We start from the raw sequence: 16,509 nt of genomic DNA, 5'->3' as shown, positions 1-16,509 counted from the left end.
CCGCATGGATGGCCCGGATCAAATTGAAACCGTGGAAGCCCACTATCCATCAATTGGCTTTGACCATGCCGCCGCCCTGTCCCATCGCTTCTGCCGACAAGAACGAGAGGAGAAGCGATGCGGCTGGCGACGATCAGGAATGGCGGCAGGGACGGGCGACTGGTCGTCCTGTCGCCCGATGGCAGCCATTATGCGCAGCCCGCCGTCGCCACGCTCCAGGCTGCGCTCGAAAGCTGGACGGACGTTGCGCCGACGCTCGCCGCCATCACCGATTTTCCGCATCCGCTCGATCCTGCCGACCTCGCCGCCCCCCTGCCGCGCGCCTGGCAGTGGCTCGATGGTTCGGCGTTCGAAAGCCATGGCGCGCTGATGGACAAGGTACTCGGCATCACTCCGGAAAAAACCGGGCGGCCGCTGATGTATCAGGGTGTCTCGGATCATTTCTACGGTCCGCATGACGATGTCCCCATGCCTGACGAGACTCTCGGCATCGATTTCGAGGGTGAGTTCGGCGTCATCGTCGACGCCGTGCCGATGGGCAGCACGCCCGCCGATACGATGGCGCATATCCGCCTGATCGTTCAGATCAACGACTGGTCGTTGCGCGCGCTTGCCGGTCCCGAAATGAAGAGCGGCTTCGGCTGGGTTCAGGCCAAGCCTGCCTGCTCCATGGCGCCTTTTGCCGTGACGCCGGACGAACTGGGCGACCAATGGCGCGATGGCCGGGTTGCCATGGACCTGCTGGTCGACTGGAATGGCCAGCGCTTTGGCGCCGCCAATGGTGAACCGATGGGGTTCGGCTTCCATGAACTGGTCGCCCACGCGGCGCGGACCCGCCATCTCGTGGCCGGCACGGTGATCGGCTCAGGCACGGTGTCCAACGCCAATTTCCGCGAGGTCGGGTCCTCCTGCATCGCCGAACGGCGAGGGATCGAGATCGTGGACGAAGGCGCGGCCCGCACCGCCTTCATGCGCTTTGGCGACCGCGTCCGCATGGAGGGCCGCCTCGCAGACGGGCGCGCGCCCTTCGGCATCATCGACCAGCAGGTCATCGCCTATACTGGAGAGCAATCATGACCGACCTCAGCGATTCCGGCCTTCCCCCGGTCCAGCGCGTCGTCACTGGCCACGACGCGGACGGCCGGGCGATCTTCAAGTCGGAAGATGTCACGCCAACCCGGATGATCCCGTCGGGCGACGCCTCCTTCCTGCTCCTGTGGACGACGGCCACGGTGCCGGCCGACAATAATGACGAGACCGATGGCCGCTTGCGCGACGCCGGCCTCACCCTCAACCAGGGCTCGGTGATCCGCATTGTCGACATGTTGCCAGGCAAGGAGTCACCGATGCACCGCACCAACAGCATCGACTATGGCATCGTCATGTCGGGCGAGGTCGAGCTGGAACTGGACGATGGCCGCAAAACGACGGTGCGGGAAGGTGGTGTCATCATCCAGCGCGGCACCAATCATCTCTGGCGCAACGTCACCGACAAGCCCTGCCGCATCGCCTTCATCCTGATCGAGGCGCCCGCCTATCTGCACAACGGCCAGCCGCTCCCCGAAGACAAGCCCGAAGACAAGCATTGACGCCGTTGTTCGATCTTACCGGCAGGGTCGCGATCGTTACCGGATCGACGCGGGGCATTGGCCTTGCCATCGCGCGGGCGCTTCAGGGCCATGGCGCGAATGTCGTAATCTCCAGCGAAGATGCCGTAGACAGCCAGAGGGTCGGGGAGCAACTGAATACGCTGGCAATTGCGGCGGACGTGGCCGACGACGCGCAACTTGATGCACTGGTCGATGGCACGATGGCCCATTTCGGCCGCCTCGACATTCTCGTCTGCAACGCCGGGATCACCGGGCGTGCGGGGCCGTTCGCTACGATCGACATGGCGGATTATGATCGGGTGATGGCGATTAACCTGCGCAGCCAGGTGCGCGTGTGCAATCTCGCCTTGCCCCATATCGCCGCGACAGGCGGCGGGGCCGCAGTCCTTATCGCCAGCCTGTCGGGTCTGCGCGGCAATGGTGCGATCAACGCCTATGCTCTGGCCAAGGCGGGCGTGGCACAGCTCGCCCGCAACCTTGCGGTCGAGTGGGGCCCGCGCAATGTGCGTGTTAACGCCCTGTCGCCAGGCCTCATCCGCACAGAACTGTCAGCGCCGCTGCTGGCTGACGATGCATTCATGGCGCGGCGAATGCAGATGACGCCCTTGCGCCGGCCGGGCGAGATGGAGGAGGTGGCAGGTAGCGCACTCTTCCTCGCGTCGCCGGCGGGCGCGTACGTGACGGGCCACAATCTCGTCGTGGATGGGGGAACTCTGATCACCGATGGCAGCTAGCTGTCTGGTTGCGACACATCATCGGGATAAAATAGCAGCTGGCGAGAGATGGGCAAAGACCAATCGGGTTCTCTACCTTCTGACGCAAGAAAATGCCTTGGAGCGCCTGCTGTCGTAGCCAATTGTAGGCACGGTTAAAGCCGGTCGGCACGACTGCAAGATCAGCATGGCCGGCGAGGTTGATGCCTATCACTCCACCGGCGATGCGGCCTTGAAACGTTCGGCCATGCCATTGATTTGAGGCGTGTAGGATCACCCGGCGGGTCATCGCGACGCTTATCTCGATTGCCCTCCCGGTGGCGTGCCGGTCATTTCCACCGGGTACACGGTGGACGGCAAGCGCGGCACAGAGTCCGTCACCGAGCTGCTTGAGCGGAAATTCTGGCTTTCGGCCGCTACGCTATGCGCGTTCAGCGATTTGTCGTTCCCTACGAATGTCGGTCAGCTCTGGCCCTCAGGACAATGAATGGTTAACAACAGCCATCCTGGATGAGTAAAGCAAATGCGCGCTTCGCTTGACCACTGGTTGCATTTGCTCAATCCTGCTTTGGTGAGCCAAGCAATCGTCGATCCTTCCCCTTCGCGTGTCGGTCCCTCGGTGGTGTTGCCGGCGCGGCCCGAAGCGATCCGGGTCGATGCCGCGACGACGGCGGTCATCGTCGTCGACATGCAGAATGCCTATGCCAGCAAAGGTGGCTATGTGGACGAGGCTGGTTTTGATGTCGGCCCGGCAGCAAGCGTGATTCCGAAGATTGCCGAAGTCATAGTCACGGCGCGCGCGGCGGGGATGCCGGTGGTCTTTCTGCAGAATGGCTGGGATCCGGACTATGTCGAGGCAGGTACGCCGCTGTCGCCCAATTGGCATAAGTCCAATGCGCTCAAGACCATGCGGTCCCGACCTGCTCTCGCCGGGAAGTTTTTGGCGCGGGGCGGCTGGGACTATGACCTTGTCGATAGCTTGAATGTGCAGGATGGCGACCTTCGCGTGCATAAACCTCGTTATTCGGCCTTCTTCAACTCGCAGCTTGATTCCGTGCTGCGCGCGCGCGGCATCCGCACGCTGATCTTCACCGGAATCGCCACCAATGTCTGCGTGGAATCGACCCTGCGCGACGGGTTCCATCTTGAGTATTTCGGCGTGCTGCTGGAGGATGCGGTCCATCATCTCGGTCCCGACTTCATCCGCGAGGCAAGCCTTTACAATGTCGAGAAGTTCTTCGGCTGGGTGAGCAGCGTCGCGGACTTCCGCACCGCCGTCGGTCAGCTTCCACCAAAGGATGATTGATGCCTTTCGAACCGATCAATCCGCCGCAGTTCCCCACGCCCATCGCGCCCTATTCGGCCGGCGCCAGGGCGGGCAGCACGGTCTATGTCTCGGGCGTGCTGGCGCTGGGCGAGGGCGGCACGGTGTTGCATGTGGGCGACGCGGTCGCGCAGACCCGCCATGTGCTGGAGGTCATCAAGGCCACGGTCGAGGCGGCAGGCGGCACCATGGCGGACATCGCCATGAACCATATCTTCCTCAAGGACTTCAATGACTACGCCGCCTTCAATGCGGTCTATGCCGAGTATTTTCCGGGCGACAAGCCTGCGCGCTACTGCATCAAATGCGAACTGGTAAAGCCCGACTGCCTCGTCGAAATCGCCTCGGTCGCCCATCTTGGCTGAGGTGGCCGGGCTTTACTACGAAATCCACGGAGCGGCGGACGCGCCGTCGCTGATCCTGTCGAGCGGTCTTGGCGGTTCGGCGGGCTACTGGGCGCCGAATCTTCGGGCGTTGGCCGAGCATTTCCGGGTCGTCGCTTACGACCATCGCGGCACCGGCCGTAGCGATCGGACATTGCCCGCGACAATTTCGGTCGAGGGCATGGCGAGCGACGTGATCGCGCTCATGGATGCGCTGGGCATCGAGCGGGCGCACTTCATCGGTCATGCGCTCGGTGGCGCGATTGGTGTCGAAACTGCCATCCGGACCGCGAGAGTCGACCGGCTGATCGTCGTCAATGGCTGGCGAACGCTCTCGCCACATACGCGGCGCTGCTTTGCCGCACGGGTTGCGTTGCTGCATGGTGCGGGCGTACGCGCCTTTCTCGAAGCGCAGCCGCTGTTCCTTTATCCACCGGACTGGATCGCCTCGCACGATGCCGAGCTGAACGCAGACATGGACCACCAGCTTGCAGGCTTCCCGGGAGTCGAAACAACCGCCAGGCGCATCGCGGCCGTGCAGGCCTACGCGCCCGACCCGGCCGGGCTGACCGCGCTCGAAAGCCTGCTTGTCATTGCCACGCGCGACGATTTTCTCGTGCCTTTCGCCACCGCGCTCGACCTGGCCAAAGCGGCCCGCCGCGCCCATGTCGCGACCGTCGAATGGGGCGGCCACGCCTGCAACGTCACTGATCCGGACGCTTTCAATCGCCTCGTTCTCGAATTCCTCAGGAGTTGAAGTCCATGCAGGTCGGCGTTTTTGTTCCCATCAACAACAATGGCTGGCTGATCAGCGAGAACGCCCCACAATATTTGCCCAGCTTTGATCTCAACAAGGAGATCGCCCAGCGTGCCGAGAAGCATGGGCTGGATTTCCTGCTCTCCATGATCAAGCTGCGCGGCTTCGGCGGCAAGACGCAGTTCTGGGAATATGGCCTCGAAAGCTTCACGTTGATGGCAGGGCTTGCTGCGGTGACGGAAAAGATCAGGATCTTCGCAACTTGCCCCACGCTCATCATTCCCCCCGCCTTCGCCGCGCGTATGTGCAACACCATCGACAGCATCAGCCACGGCCGTTTCGGGCTCAATCTGATCACCGGCTGGCAGCCGCCCGAATATACGCAGATGGGTCTCTGGCCGGGCGACGAGCATTTTCGAAATCGCTACGACGTGCTCGATGAATATGCCCGCGTGCTGCGCGAGTTGTGGGAAACGGGTCGGTCCGACTTCAAGGGCAAATATTATCGGATGGAGGACTGCCTCGTCCGTCCGCAGCCAGAGGCGGACATGAAAATTATCTGCGCCGGCTCCTCCGACGCGGGATTGGCCTTCTCTGCGAAGTGGGCGGATTATGCGTTCTGCCTCGGCAAGGGTGTGAATACGCCGACAGCTTTCGCCTTCAATAACGATCGCCTTGCGAAGTTCACCGCGGAGACAGGCCGCGAGGTTTCGGTATTCGTGCTGGTCATGGTGATCGCTGCGGAGACGGATGAGGAAGCCATGGCCAAATGGCAGAGCTATAACGAGGGCGTAGACCTCGAAGCGATCGCCTGGCTGGCCGATCAGGGCGCAAAGGACACCGTGAACAGCGATACCAACGTACGCCAGCTCGCCGCGCCGGAAGGCGCCGTGAACATCAACATGGGCACGCTGGTCGGCAGTTACGAAAGCGTGGCGCGGATGCTCGACGAGATGGCCGAAGTGCCGAATACGGGCGGTGTACTGCTGACTTTCGACGACTTCCTCGAAGGCGTGGAGGCATTCGGCACCCGCATCCAGCCGCTCATGAAGAGCCGCGCCGGGATGTCGTGAGAACGGCATCCCTCAGCTTTGGCAGGATGGTTGAATGGAGCCTGGCCGTCCGCGCGCCTTGAACATCCACTTGGGAACGTAGAACGTCACTTGGCAGTTGCGATCCTGTAGGAGGACAGGATGGCATATAGCGACCGGATGACCTTGTTGGCGCGTATCGGCTTTGCCGCGCGCGGCCTTGTATATATCCTGATCGGATGGTTCGCGCTCGATGTCGCATTGCACGGAGGCGAGACGACCGACAATCAGGGCGCATTGGGAACCCTGGCCGATGCGCCGCTTGGACATATTCTCCTTGCAGTCTGTGCAGTGGGATTTGCTGGCTATGCGCTCTGGAGGCTTACAGAAGCGATCACGGACCCAGAGAAACGCGGTCGAACCTTGAAAGGGAAGTTTGAACGACTTGGCTACGCCATTAGCGGCATCTCCCATATCATGCTTGCGACCGCCGCCGGACGCCTTGCTCTGGAACAAACGGCAAAACAGCAGGGGAGTCCTGCAGACGAAAGCGCCCAGGGGTGGTCGGCCTGGCTTCTGGGACAGCCGGGGGGCGTATTCCTGCTCGTTCTCGCGGGAATCCTGCTCCTCATCATTGCGGCAGCGCAAGCGCTCAAGGCCTATAAGGCGCGATTTGACGAGCTTGGCGGCGATGTTCCGGCGCCCAGCTATGTGAGATGGATCGGACGATGGGGATATGCCGCACGCGCTCTGGTCTTCTCCCTCATCGGCTGGTTCATCATTTCGGCAGCGCTGAACCATGATCCCGATCGCGCTGGCGGTCTGGGCGAAGCACTTGAGCAGTTGCGCGCGCAGGATGAAGGCGCCGTCTTACTGAGCGTCGTGGCCCTCGGCCTGGCGCTGTTCGGGCTGTTCAGCCTAATCGAGGCGCGGTACAGACGGATGAAGGTCCATAAACCCGATTTCCTGCGGTGAAGCAAATCTTGCGGGTGTCGCTCCTGCGTGGCGAATAATCGGTCCGTACCGTTGTCTCAAGGGCCAAGGTCGTTGCGGAAGACATCGATCCGGCGATGAAGAATCTCGAGCGCGAAGGCATCGTCGCCCTGGTCGCGGACATCACGATGGACGGCTTCGCAGAGCAGGCCGTATCGCTTGCAGTCGATACGTTCTGCCAGCTCGACATCCTCGTCAACAATGCCGGCCGCATCCTCTAATGTCACCGGCGCCTTCCTCGACTCGCGTGAAGTCCAGAAGGCGATGATGAAGATTGGCTCGGGTGCGATCGTGAACATCGCTTCCTATGCGTCCTACTTCGCCTTCCCAGGCATCGCGGCCTACCGCGTCCAAGGCGCGCTTGCCCAGATGCCCCGAACCCAGGCTCTTGAAGCGATCGAGCACAACATCCGCGTCAATAATACCATCGGCGCCGGGGCCACGGTCACCAATTTGCTCAATCATTTCCGTGACGACGGCCGCCGGTGCGTATCTTCCAGGAGTTCGCCACCTTCGACCTCGTTTCACACCCGCCCCGGCATAGTCTGCAGATTGCAAGCGCAGAAAAACATAACTGTATGAGTATAGGTCGGCAGCGAGGTGCTCGCTTCTGTATAGTGGAAGACTGCCAGCCATGCTTTCGCATCGTTGGAACCGACTTTCGGTGGTGCGCGCACGCACTGCTCCCCGAAGAAGGAGAGGACGATCCGGGGGGATCGTCCTCTCCCCGTTCCGCCTGCTGCCGGGCAACAGTGGGGACTGTAGGCTGCGCGGCAGCCTGACGGAACGTTGGGGTGCGCTGTCCATGTGGGGGGCGCTGGACAGCGCGTTCCCGAAACCGGTCGCCCCGATATGGGGAGGCCTGGGCGACCGGCGGCAGATCAATCCAGGAACTGTGTGAGCGACAGGCTGGAGAGCTGGGAAAAGACGGAATAGGAGGCTTCGAGGATGGTCTGGCGCTGCGAGATGTCGAGTGCGACCTGGCCGAGATCGGCATCCTCGACCGATCCGATCACGTCGGTCAGCAGGATTTCCCGGTCCTTGGCGCGGGTGCCCAACATCTCCACCTGATTCTGCTTGCGGCCATTTTCGGCGTTGACCGCGCGGACTTCGCTCAGTCCGTCGTCCAGTTCGCCGATCGCCTGGCGGATCGCATCCTTCTGGGCGTCGGTCAGCCGGTCGCCGAAGGGGCCGGCGGCCGCCAGCGTCTGGAAGGCGGGGACGAGCTTGGCGCCGACATCGCTGGCAACGACGCCATATTCGACATCCACCCCGTCACCCACGCGGCCCGACTGGCGCACCTGATCGTTCACGAACACCTGGTCGGGTGTCATGCCGGCAAGATCGGCCAGGGTTTCGGGAACCATCGGCAGGTCGTCGGTCCGCGCGCCCGCGAAGAGCGGCATCCCCGCCTCGGTCGCGTTGAGCGCGCCGCGCACGTCGGCGAAGCTGCCTTCGACCAGATGCTGGATGCCCGGCGAGTCCCCGGTGCCCAGCGCGGTCATCAATTCGGTGCGCAGGTTGGACAGGCTGTCGTCGATCTGGCTGATATTGGCGTCATAGAGGGACAGTGTCGTGCCCACGCGGCTGGCCACCGACTGGTAGCTTTGCTGCTGGGCCAGCATCGACCGGGCGGACAGGGTACGCACAGCATCGATGCCCAGCCCGGCATAGTCATGAGCCTTCTTGCCGCTGGTCAGCTGGATCTGGCTGGTCGCCAGATTCTGCTGGGAGCGCTGGATCGCGCCGGACAGCGTTCGTTGCAGGGGAATGGTCGCTACGCGGGTCATGTCTGGTTTTCCCTTTCTGGAACCTAGTCTTATCGGAGCATCTGGAGGAGGGTGTCGTACATTTCCGACGCGGTCGTCATGACGCGGGCGGACGCGGAATAGCTGTTCTGCAACACCACCATCTGGGCCAGTTCCTCATCGACATTGACGCCGGCATAGCTGTCGCGCCGGTTGACCGCGTCATCCAGCCGCGCCGCCGCGCCCGCATAGCTGGTCTGGGCGAGCGACGCCTCCGTTCCCGCTCCGCCCAGCAGGCGGCTGGCGAAGGTTTCGATCGTGGCTGATCCGTCCTTGCCGAAATCGAACGTGCGGGCGAGTTCGTCGATGAAGGCCGTCGCGCCCGAGAGGTCGCCTGCGCCGATCGCTTTCGAATTGACCGGAACGTCCAGTTGCAGTCGGGCGAGCGGCAGCAGGGTGGCCTTGGCGGCGATGTCGGCGCGCACCTCCGCGCTGGCCAGGCCGCTCGCCGCACCGGACAGGCCCGACAGTGCCGAAAAGGACAGGCCGGTGCCGTAGCGGCTGGTCGAATCCGAGGGGATGGAGATGGTCGATCCGGCGCTCAGGCTGTCGGGCGTGAACTGGACCCGGCCCTTGTCGTCCAGCGCGAAGCTGCCATGCTGGCCGAGTGGACTGGCGTTCAGTTCGGTCATCAGGTCGCCGAAGGTCGGCCCGGCCGATCCGGTGAGCGTGTAGCTAGCCAGCAGCTTGCCTGTCGAATCGCGCAATGCGATCTCGGTCGTCTCACCCGCGCCGAAACCGTGCGGGTCGGTGGGAGTGAAGCCGGACGGTACCAGCGCGCTGGCGTCCGAGCGGACCAGATTGTTCAGCCCGAAAAATTGCGAGAAGCCGACCCCGGCGCGGTCGCTGGGGGCGTCGGGATCCTGCGCGATGGCGATGCCCTGGCTGCTGTCGGTCGCCTGGATCGATAGCACGCCGTCGACGAAGCTGGCGGTTGCAGCCGGCGATAGGCCGGTGTTGATCGCGGCCACCGCATCATCGACGGTCGCGCCCGCGCCGAGCGCGTCGAAATCCACCGTGACCTTCTGCACCAGCGTCCCGTCCGCCGCTGCCACGGCGAACACTGCCTTACCGGTGAAGCCCAGGCGATCGGCGCCGACCAGGCCATTGGCCTCGCCGGTAAGGCTGTTCGGCGGGGGCAGGGTGGTGCCGGCGTTCGACACGGCGTTAAGGCTCTGGGCAAGGCCTGAAAAGAGCGTGCCCAGTTGCTCGGAAAATTGGGGCAGCGCCCGGTCGCGCATGTCGAGCAGGCCGCCCAGCTTGCCGCCGATCGCGGCGGATTCGATCTGTTCGCCGGTCGAAGCGCCGATCGCACCGCTGTCGGTGGCGAAGCGGATGTCGATCGGCGGGTAGCTGTTCTGCGACGCGCCCGCGCCCGAGGGATAGCTTAGTTGCCGCAGCCGCTTGTCGAGCAGCACCTGGCCCGACGCGCTGTCGATGGTGACGCGTCCGTCGGGCTGCTCCCTCACGGTGATGTCGATGAGACCGCTCAACTCCTCCAGCGCGCTCACCCGCTGGTCGGTCGGGCCGGAGCTGCTGCGGCCCAGCCCGTCGAGCCGCGCGACTTCGCTGTTGAGGTCGTGGATCTGCCGGAGCAGCACATTGGCGCGCTCCACCGTATAGCCGACCTCGGTCTCGACATCGGCGCGCAGGCCCGACACGTCCTTCTGCAACCGGGCGATCGTGTCGATCGTGTCGGCGACATTGCCGGTGAACAGCGCCACCGACTGGGACGAGCCCTGAAGGCTGGTGACCTGCGCCGCGGCGGAGGACAGGGTGCTCAGCCGCGCGGCAAGCCCGGCGCTGGAATCCGGCGCGCCCAACAGCGACTGGAGCCGGTCGAGATAGGAGGAGGCGACCTCCGACCGTCCGGCCGCGCCGCCGCGCTGGTAGACGGCATTTTCGAGGAACTTGTCCGCCACCCGCGACGGTTCGCCGACGATCACGCCCGATACGCGCCCTCCCGAAACTCCGGTGCTGAGCGACACGCGTTCGCGCGCATAGCCGGGGGTCCCGACATTGGCGATATTGTTGGACACCGACCGCAGTCCCGCCTGCGAGGCCGACAGGCCCGAAATGGCTGAATTGAGGATCTCGTTCAGGGACAAGGTAGGTGGTCCTTCGACAAATCAGGGGAGAGGGGCGCGCGGATCAGGATCAGCGCTTCAGGCTGCTGACTTCCTGGAGCATCTCGTCGACCGTGGTGATGATCTTCGACGACGCGCTGTAGGCGCGCTGGAACAGGATCATGTTGGAAAATTCCTGCGCCAGGTCGACGTTGGACGCTTCCAGCGCGCCAGCCGCGATCGTGCCTGCACCAAGCGCGCCGGGCTTGTTGATCGCGACATTGCCCGATTGCGACGACATCATATAGGCATTGCCGCTGATGCGGGCGAGGCCGTCGGGATTCTGGAAGGTCGCGATCGGCAGCTGGTAGATGGCGCGCGAGGTGCCGTCCTCGAAAATGGCGCTGACGACGCCCTGGTCGGAAATCTCCACCGAGGCCACCGTGCCGAGCATCCCGCCATCGACGGTCGAGGAGAGGAGCGCGGAGTCGCTGCCGAACTGGGTGAGGCCGTCAAGCCCGTCGTCGCTGCCGAGGCTGAGGCGGATCGGGCTGGAGCCGGCGCCATTGGCCCAGCCGATGTCGAGGCTGTCGAACAGCGCAGGATCGGACCCGGCCAGGTCCAGGCTGCCGTCGGCGTTGAAGCGGATCGTGCCGCTCGCCAGCACGCCGTCGGTGATCGCAGTGCCGCCGATGCTGGTGATGTCGGCCGGATCGCCCGAAATTTCCGCGACCCATTCATTGGCTGCGGTCTTGACGAAATTGAAGGTCAGCTGGTGCGACGTGCCCTGCGCGTCATAGACCTCCATCGAGCGGGAAAATTGCGGCGACAGCGTGCCCGACGCCATGGAGCCGGTGACATAGGCGCCGGTAATCGGTTCGGCCGTGGATTGCAGGTTGGCGCGCATCGCGATCTTGCTGGTCGGCTGGGCCGATCCGGTCAGCGCGTTTGGGCGGATCGGTTCGAGCGTGTTGAGATTGCCGTTGTCGACATAGTTGCCATCGACGTCGAGCGGCCAGCCCTGGAGATAATAGCCCGCCGCGTTGCGTAGATAGCCCTGCGAATCGGGAACGAAGGAACCGGCGCGGGTGAAGGATACCGCATCGCCCGCATCGGTGCCCGAACGCACGACGAAGAAGCCCGCGCCATCGATGCCGATGTCGGTCAGGCTGCTCGACGCCTGGAGCAGGCCCTGCTTGGAAATGAGCGCCTTGGGCGTGGCTGCGACGCCGCCGGCGGAATAGCCGTTGCTGCTCTGGCCGCCGGCCACCAGCGTCTGGAACTGCGCCGACACGCCCTTGTAGCCGACGGTGTTCACGTTGGTGATATTGTCTGCAACGGTCGCCATCGCGCCCGCCTGTGCCCCAAGGCCGGATACGCCAGCATAAAGGGCGGAATAGAGGCTCATGTCATTCTCCCATGCGTGGGGCGGCGCGCTCGGCAAGTCCGACCCGGTTACGTCTTCATTGTAGGAGGGAGTCCCGGCCCTCCGTCGGGAGGTGGTCAAAAAAATACGCCACCCGGCAAAAGCTGCCGGGTCGGTTCATCCTATAATCTGGTCATGTCCGCTCTTCGGGGCGCTATCGGGGATATTCGCATGACGCTTCGCATTTCGCTTCGCAATGGAGAGCCGGTGATCGTGAACGGCGCCGTGCTGCGCTCGGTCGGGCGCACCGACCTGGTGGTGGAAAACAGCGCCACCATATTGCGCGGCCGCGACGTGATGAAGCCGGAGGAGGCCGACACGCCGGCGCGCCAGCTCTATTTCGCCTGCATGATGGCCTATATCGACCAGGGCGAGTTGCAGAAGCATCAGGGCGCCCTGCTGGAGCGGCTGGAGGGATTAATGGCCGCGCTCGAAGCGCCCGACGCCAAGGCCAAGTGCATCGGTTTTGCCCAGAAGGTCGCGACCGGGCAATTTTATGCCGCCCTGTCCGATTGCCGATGGCTGATCGGATATGAGGCCGACGTGCTGGCCCGGGCCGCCCAGGCGGCCTGATCTTCCCTTTCACAGCAAGGCTGGAGAACGTCCGATGACCACATTGGCAGCGGCGGCCGCAGGGCTGCGCCTGCTCAGCCCCGATCGCCGCTATGGCCATGTCGTTGCGGTGCGCGGCGCGCTGATCGAGGTGGAAGGGCTGGCCGGGGCGGCGCAGATCGGATCGCGCGTCACGCTCGATACCTCGGCCGGCCGGGTCGAGGCGGAAGTGACCGGCCTCGATCATGGCATCGCCCATTGTATGCCCTTCAGCGAGCCGCAGGGCATTGCATCGGGGACGCGCGCGGACCTGGCCGCCAGCCAGCTGGGCCTGCGTCCCGGCGCCGGCTGGCTCGGTCGCATGGTCGATGGGCTTGGCCGTCCCGTCGACGGCAAGGGCGCGCTGCCGCAAGGCGCCGAAATGCGCCTGATCAAGGCGTCGCCGCCGCCTGCCTCTGCGCGGGCACGGGTGGGCGAGCGGCTGGGCACCGGGGTGCGCGCGCTGGACCTGTTCGCGCCGCTCTGCCGCGGCCAGCGGCTGGGCCTGTTCGCCGGATCGGGCGTCGGCAAGTCAGTGCTGCTCTCGATGCTGGCGCGCTGGACCGATTGCGACGTGGCGGTGATCGGCCTGATCGGCGAGCGCGGGCGCGAGGTGCAGGAATTCGTGCAGGACGACCTGGGCGAAGAAGGCCTGGCGCGCAGCGTCGTGGTGGTCGCGACGTCGGACGAGCCGGCGCTGATGCGCCGGCAGGCGGCCTGGACGACACTCACCATCGCCGAACATTTCCGCGACCAGGGGCTGAACGTCCTGTGCCTGATGGATTCGGTGACGCGCTTTGCCATGGCCCAGCGCGAGATCGGCCTGGCCAGTGGCGAGCCGCCCGCGACCAAGGGCTATACGCCCACCGTCTTTGCCGAATTGCCCCGCATGTTGGAGCGCGCCGGTCCCGGCCTGCCGGGGCAGGGGAGCATCACCGGCCTGTTCACGGTGCTGGTCGACGGCGACGATCATAACGAGCCGGTGGCCGACGCGGTGCGCGGCATTCTGGATGGCCATGTCGTCATCACCCGCCAGATCGCCGAGCGTGGCCGCTATCCCGCCATCGATGTTCTCAAGTCCGTCTCCCGCACCTTGCCGCACTGCCTTTCCACCGAGGAAAATGCGGTGCGGCTGGCGGCCCGACGCGAATTGTCCACCTATCGCGACATGGAGGAGATGGTCCGGCTCGGCGCCTACCGCGCCGGATCGAGCGCTGAGGTCGACCGCGCCGTCGCGCTGGCACCGCGGATCGAAGCGCTGCTGAACCAGGGAAAGCAGGAGCGCGGCTTCGCGCAGGACAGTTTCACCAGACTCGCCGCCATCATGGAGATGAATGATGAAGACACCCTATGACACCGCGATGCGCGTGCAGCGGCGGGAGATCGACGCGATGGGCGTCGCCATCAACGTGCAGGTCAATGTGCTGAACCAGATCGAGACGGCGCGGGACGAGGCGCGGACGAGCATCCTGCGCGAAGCCGATGTGGCGGCGGGGGATCTGACCCTCTCCTCCCACGCCTATATGGAGCGCATCCGCGCCGAGCAGCAACGCCTGACCCGGGACGGCGCGTTGCAGAGCGCACGGCTCGACCAGATGCGCGGCAAGGCGGCGGCGGCCTATGGCGCCTTCCGCGCGATCGAGGTCGCGGCGGAGGGATATAAGGAGGACGCCAACCGGCGCAGCGCCAATGTCGAGCAGGCGGGCATGGACGACAGTTCGGCCGTGGCGTTTCTGAAGGCCCGCCGCATGTTGCGAGGCGGGAGATGATCGCCGCCAGCGGACCGGCGGGGCTGACTGCGGCGCAAAAGGCCGACGTCATCTACGCGCAGGCGCGCAGCGAACTGACGACCCGGCTCTGGCGCGCGGCGCTGGGCAGTGAGGAGGGGGGCGAAAAAAGAGCCGGGGGCGACGTGAAGCTGCCGATGAGCCTGGATTCGCTTTTGACCCTGCTGAAGGAGGACAAGCAGACGCCCGCGCCGGCCATGCCCCAGAGGGCGACGCTGCCCGAAAGCGAACCGTCGACCCCCATCCTTCCCTGGGACGGGCAGGGAGGGCGGCAGCAACAGGGGCGGCAGCAGGATGCAACGGCCGGCCAGGCGCGCGGCTATGGTCCCAATGCGGGTCATGCCGGGGCGTTGAGCGCCGCGGCGCAGCGCACCGGCCTGCCCGTGGCGGCGCTGGCCACCATCGTCCATGCCGAGGCGGCGAAAGCGCCCGATGGCCGCTGGCTCCCCTATTCACGGAACCCGCGCTCCAGCGCGGCCGGCCTAGGCCAGTTTCTGAGCGGAACATGGAGGGGCGAGGCCGAGCGCGAGGGCACCTGGCTGAAGGCCGTCGCGCGCCAGCGCGGCTGGCTGAACGATCATGGTCGGGTGAAGGGCGAGGACCGCGCGGCATTGCTGGCGCTGCGATATGACCCGGAGGCGGCGATCCAGGCGACTGCAGATTATGCCAAGGCCAATCTGGATGCCTTGGCGCGCGCGGGCGTGTCGATCGGCGAGGGTGCGCAGGCGGTCGCCCAGGCGGCCTATCTCGGCCACCATCTGGGACGCGGCGATGCCATCCGATTTCTTAAAGGAGGACTCGATCCCGACCGTGCCCGGACGCTGCTGAACGCGCAGATCGGTGCGGCCGGCGCGGGTCGGCGGATAGCCGCCGTTGGCGATGCGACCGTCGCGCATCGCGCATGGTTGCTGGATTTCATGGGGCGGAACATTCGGGCGGAGCGGTTCAGCGCCTGACCTTGCACCCGCGTGGATGCCCGGCAAAAAATATAGGAATGAGGTAAAAAATAAATATAGGATTAGAGAGTCGTTAACCAATGGAGGCGAAAAGGGTCCTGTCGAAAGGGGGGCACGCGAAGGTCGCGATGCCATGACGTCATCGAAAGGACTGGACATGTCGAAAACCACCATTGCACTGGAAGCGGCCGTCGCCACGGTGAAGGCCAATCTGCCCGCCGACGGACAGACGCAGACCGCCCGTCAGCGCGCCGCCGTCGATAAGGCGTTCGCGCGCATCCTGACGCTGATCGCGCCGCGTATCCGCCATTTCATCCGGCAATATGGGCTGGTGGGGCACTGGGAGGACGCAGAGCAGGTCTGCTCCATAGCCGTCCACCGCGCGATCGAGGCCTATGACCCGGAAAAGGCGCAGTTCACGACCTTCGTCAACTGGCAGATCCGCGGCGAATTGCAGAGCCTTCGCTTCCGTCTGATGACCGACCAGCGCCCCTCAGCTCGCAAGGTCGAGGCGACCACCGTATCGCTCGACGCGATCGGTGCGGGTGAGGATGGCGAGGAGATTTCGGCGATCTCCCTCATCGAGGACGAGGAAGCGCTGGACCGGACGGAAGCGGGGGCTTCGGCCTATCTGGCGGCGGCTGCCACGGTCACGCTGATCGATGGCTATATCGAGCATCTGCGCACAGTCGCGCTCGATCGGATGCGTCGGCAGGTTCGCACCAAGCGCGTAGCCCGGGCTGCGGGGTCGTCGCGGCAGTCGGTATGGCGGGCCGACAATTCCTGCCTCGATCCGGTCGAACTCGAAGAACTGGAAATGCGCCTGAGCCATAATCGCGAAGTCGTCGAACGCCGCTTGTTCGACATTGCGACGCTCGATACGCTGGAAGGTGATATGGGCGTGAACAAGGAACGGGTGCGCCAGATCGCCAAGCGCGCTGCCAAGACCATGGCCGAGCTGGCAGCGCAGGATCCGCGCTTCGCCATCATGGTCGATCACCGCGACGTCCCACCGGCGCAGCCGACGCTCCACTGAAATTATAGGATAGCTCTAGCGCAGCAAT

17 protein-coding genes and 1 pseudogene are annotated in these 16,509 nt (G+C 64.6%); 14 read left to right on the top strand and 4 right to left on the bottom strand.

Translation table 11 applies throughout. From position 1 onward, the window contains the following. Positions 1-117 precede the first annotated feature (117 nt). From K3M67_RS17905 to K3M67_RS17895, 3 genes are read left to right on the top strand one after another with little or no spacing between them, the layout of a single operon-like run. Entirely contained in the window at positions 118-1,077 is a 960-nt protein-coding gene (locus K3M67_RS17905; protein ID WP_285833637.1) for a fumarylacetoacetate hydrolase family protein, read from the top strand. Further along, a complete protein-coding gene (locus tag K3M67_RS17900) occupies positions 1,074-1,589 on the top strand; it encodes a cupin domain-containing protein (protein WP_066856976.1) in 516 nt (171 codons plus the stop codon). The genes K3M67_RS17905 and K3M67_RS17900 overlap by 4 nt, the downstream gene beginning before the upstream one ends. A 5-nt stretch (positions 1,590-1,594) precedes the next feature. After that, entirely contained in the window at positions 1,595-2,344 is a 750-nt protein-coding gene (locus K3M67_RS17895; protein WP_353051192.1) for an SDR family NAD(P)-dependent oxidoreductase, read from the top strand. A gap of 441 nt (positions 2,345-2,785) precedes the next feature. Here K3M67_RS17895 and K3M67_RS17885 read toward each other — a convergent pair whose 3' ends face one another. Continuing rightward, entirely contained in the window at positions 2,786-3,013 is a 228-nt protein-coding gene (locus K3M67_RS17885; RefSeq protein ID WP_285833776.1) for a hypothetical protein, read from the bottom strand. Between K3M67_RS17885 and rutB the strand changes: the two genes are divergently transcribed. From rutB to K3M67_RS17855, 6 genes and pseudogenes are all read left to right on the top strand, one after another. Further along, positions 2,943-3,629 carry a pyrimidine utilization protein B gene (gene rutB, locus K3M67_RS17880; RefSeq protein WP_285833725.1) on the top strand — a complete coding sequence of 229 codons (687 nt, stop codon included), beginning with the start codon at positions 2,943-2,945 and terminating at the stop codon, positions 3,627-3,629. The two genes, K3M67_RS17885 and rutB, sit on opposite strands and share 71 nt — an antisense overlap. Further along, entirely contained in the window at positions 3,629-4,012 is a 384-nt protein-coding gene (gene rutC / locus K3M67_RS17875) for a pyrimidine utilization protein C (protein ID WP_066856966.1), read from the top strand. Before rutB ends, rutC begins: the two co-directional genes overlap by 1 nt. Next, positions 4,005-4,787, top strand: coding sequence for a pyrimidine utilization protein D (rutD, locus tag K3M67_RS17870; RefSeq protein WP_066856963.1), 783 nt, complete (start codon positions 4,005-4,007; stop codon positions 4,785-4,787). Before rutC ends, rutD begins: the two co-directional genes overlap by 8 nt. Before the next feature lie 5 nt (positions 4,788-4,792). Beyond that, a complete protein-coding gene (gene rutA / locus K3M67_RS17865; RefSeq protein ID WP_285833635.1) occupies positions 4,793-5,860 on the top strand; it encodes a pyrimidine utilization protein A in 1,068 nt (355 codons plus the stop codon). A 120-nt stretch (positions 5,861-5,980) separates the two neighbouring features. Then, positions 5,981-6,793: a DUF1206 domain-containing protein gene (locus tag K3M67_RS17860; RefSeq protein ID WP_285833634.1), complete on the top strand. Its 813-nt coding sequence runs from the start codon at positions 5,981-5,983 to the stop codon at positions 6,791-6,793. A gap of 62 nt (positions 6,794-6,855) precedes the next feature. Continuing rightward, a pseudogene (locus K3M67_RS17855) lies at positions 6,856-7,291 on the top strand (SDR family NAD(P)-dependent oxidoreductase); the annotation flags it as partial. Between the two features lie 401 nt (positions 7,292-7,692). Here K3M67_RS17855 and K3M67_RS17850 read toward each other — a convergent pair. From K3M67_RS17850 to flgE, 3 genes are read right to left on the bottom strand one after another with little or no spacing between them, the layout of a single operon-like run. After that, positions 7,693-8,601 (bottom strand): flagellin, encoded by a 909-nt coding sequence (locus K3M67_RS17850; protein ID WP_066863480.1) that lies wholly within the window; start codon positions 8,599-8,601, stop codon positions 7,693-7,695. Between the two features lie 29 nt (positions 8,602-8,630). Next, on the bottom strand, positions 8,631-10,727 hold the full coding sequence (flgK, locus tag K3M67_RS17845) for a flagellar hook-associated protein FlgK (RefSeq protein ID WP_066863477.1): 2,097 nt from the start codon (positions 10,725-10,727) through the stop codon (positions 8,631-8,633). A gap of 49 nt (positions 10,728-10,776) precedes the next feature. After that, positions 10,777-12,093 (bottom strand): flagellar hook protein FlgE, encoded by a 1,317-nt coding sequence (gene flgE / locus K3M67_RS17840; protein ID WP_285833633.1) that lies wholly within the window; start codon positions 12,091-12,093, stop codon positions 10,777-10,779. A gap of 189 nt (positions 12,094-12,282) precedes the next feature. Here flgE and K3M67_RS17835 point away from each other — a divergent pair, with 189 nt between their 5' ends. The 5 genes from K3M67_RS17835 to K3M67_RS17815 all read left to right on the top strand — a co-directional run bounded on the left by K3M67_RS17835 (position 12,283) and on the right by K3M67_RS17815 (position 16,481). Next, positions 12,283-12,684: a flagellar biosynthesis repressor FlbT gene (locus K3M67_RS17835; RefSeq protein WP_066863472.1), complete on the top strand. Its 402-nt coding sequence runs from the start codon at positions 12,283-12,285 to the stop codon at positions 12,682-12,684. 34 nt (positions 12,685-12,718) lie between these two features. Then, positions 12,719-14,056, top strand: coding sequence for a flagellar protein export ATPase FliI (gene fliI / locus K3M67_RS17830; protein ID WP_066863469.1), 1,338 nt, complete (start codon positions 12,719-12,721; stop codon positions 14,054-14,056). Continuing rightward, entirely contained in the window at positions 14,037-14,471 is a 435-nt protein-coding gene (locus K3M67_RS17825) for a hypothetical protein (protein WP_285833632.1), read from the top strand. Before fliI ends, K3M67_RS17825 begins: the two co-directional genes overlap by 20 nt. Beyond that, the gene (locus K3M67_RS17820; protein ID WP_285833631.1) at positions 14,468-15,445 is read left to right on the top strand and encodes a peptidoglycan-binding protein; all 978 of its coding nucleotides are present in this window, start codon (positions 14,468-14,470) and stop codon (positions 15,443-15,445) included. Before K3M67_RS17825 ends, K3M67_RS17820 begins: the two co-directional genes overlap by 4 nt. 157 nt (positions 15,446-15,602) lie before the next feature. Beyond that, positions 15,603-16,481: a sigma factor gene (locus K3M67_RS17815; RefSeq protein ID WP_285833630.1), complete on the top strand. Its 879-nt coding sequence runs from the start codon at positions 15,603-15,605 to the stop codon at positions 16,479-16,481. Positions 16,482-16,509: the final 28 nt, after the last annotated feature.

Origin of the sequence: Sphingobium sp. V4 (assembly GCF_029590555.1) — a bacterium.
Lineage (GTDB): Bacteria > Pseudomonadota > Alphaproteobacteria > Sphingomonadales > Sphingomonadaceae > Sphingobium.
Note: the sequence above shows the minus strand (reverse complement) of the source record. Positions and strands in the feature narration are given on the sequence as shown.